The sequence below is a fragment of the Trichlorobacter sp. genome, from assembly GCF_030247655.1.
Taxonomy (GTDB): Bacteria; Desulfobacterota; Desulfuromonadia; order Geobacterales; family Pseudopelobacteraceae; genus Trichlorobacter.
In genome coordinates this window covers 1-1896 of sequence record NZ_JAOTRZ010000341.1, presented here as the reverse complement: position 1 = coordinate 1896, position 1896 = coordinate 1, and the positions used below count along the sequence as shown (strand labels likewise).

2 protein-coding genes are annotated in these 1896 nt (G+C 49.2%); both read left to right on the top strand.

Going from position 1 to position 1896, the window contains the following annotated elements; genetic code table 11:
* A partial coding sequence (locus tag OEL57_RS16465) for a methyl-accepting chemotaxis protein (protein WP_300742003.1) occupies nucleotides 1–836 on the top strand: 836 nt, incomplete at its 5' end.
* A gap of 202 nt (nucleotides 837–1038) precedes the next feature.
* Nucleotides 1039–1896 (top strand): cache domain-containing protein (locus OEL57_RS16460; RefSeq protein ID WP_300742002.1); only part of this gene is annotated, 858 nt, incomplete at its 3' end.

The window sequence follows — 1896 nt, the reverse complement described above, 5'->3', positions numbered from 1 at the left end:
GTGCTTCCAGCACCACTGTAACCCTGGCCTCAGCCACCTATGAGCTGAACAGTACCGCAGACCAGATGGCCACCAGCGCAGAAGAGGTGTCAGCCCAGGCCATGACTGTGGCCACGGCCAGTGAAGAGATGGCAGCCACCAGTAATGATATTGCCAGCAACTGTCATGCAGCTGCCGAAAGCGCTCAACATGCCGCCAACACCACTGAAAAAGGATTTGAGGTAGTTAAGCATACTGTTGAGGGTATCCGGGAACGGGGAGAAAAAACCAAGATCAATGCCCAGGCCATTTCGTCTCTGGGAGAGCGTTCTGACCAGATCGGTGCCATTGTGGCCACCATTGAGGATATTGCTGATCAGACCAACCTGCTGGCCCTGAATGCTGCCATTGAAGCTGCCCGGGCCGGTGAAATGGGCCGTGGTTTTGCTGTGGTTGCCGATGAAGTCCGGGCCTTGGCAGAGCGAACCACCCGGGCCACCAAAGAGATCAGCGATATGATCAAGGCGATTCAGCAGGAAACACGGGGGGCGATTGTTTCCATGGAAGATGGTGTTCGGGACACAGAAAAAGGGGCTGCTGAGGCTTCACAACTTGAATCAGCCCTGCAGGAGATCCTGAGTCAGGTAAATGCGGTGACCATGCAGGTTAGTCAGATTGCCACAGCAGCAGAAGAACAGACTGCCACCACCAGTGAAATAACTAATAATATCCATAAAATTTCAGAGGTTATCGAGGGTACCTCCAAGGGTGCCTGTGATACCGCTTCTGCAGCAGATAGTCTTTCCCAGCTTGGCGATGAGTTGAAACGCCTGATGGGGCAGTTTAAGCTGACCTAGACAGACCTGAAACAGGCTGTTTCATACACAGGTGCTTTTACGCCGCTGCTAGTCCACGTGATTACAGCGGCGTTTTTTTATCCAACGGAAGATCGCTCATCAGAAAAGGTTCATCAACAAGCATAAATAGTGAGCTGCATTGATTGCCAAAACCATATTCCCTGTTACACTAACAGACATCTTGCAGGGAAGGACTGCCCCAATGCTAAACCGGTTTAGGAACCTTTCCATTACCATTAAAGCAACGATTCTGCTCTCCTTAACCGCCATGTTTTTTCTGCTGGTGCTGTCAGGTGTCACCTATTTTTTAGCCCGCCAGGAATTACAACAATCCATTGCCACTAATCAAACTGCTGCAGTAAATAGTCTGGCTGACCAGTTGGATGAAAATCTGGCGGCTTCTCGTAATTATCTTCACTATCTGGCAACCCACCTGCAACAGATACATCAGTCAAAAACTTCAGATCTGCAAAATGCACTGAATCACCATGATGAGTCCCGGCTTTTCTTTGATTCCGGATTGATTCTGTTTTCTGCGCACGGTTGTATTGTTGCTGAAACCCCCTTCAACAAAGAGCGGACCGGCCTTGATTGTCATGAACATGAATACTACCAGCAGGTTGTGAAGAGTGGCAAATCAGTTGTAAGTGCACCGTATAAACTATCTTCATCCCGGAATCAGCCGTTTATCGCCTTTGCCGTGCCGATTAAAGACAGATCGAACAGTCAGCTGCATGGTGTTTTGGTTGGCAGGCAGAGTCTGCAGAAAAATGGTTTTTTGCAAAAGCTGATAGACGCACCAATCGGTAAAAACGGCTATTTTTACCTTATTGACCAAGATAGAACGTTAATCATTCATCCAGACCCATCCCGTGTTCTTACCACGGTTCCTGCTGGAAAAAACAAGGCCATTGATGCTGCCCTGCAAGGGCGCGAAGGCACATGGGAAAATATAAATTCCGTTGGGCTTGCCGGTCTTACCAGTATTAAACAGCTGAAAGAGGCCCCCTGGTATCTGGCAGCCCATTTCCCATTGAAAGAGGCCTATGCACCCCTGCAT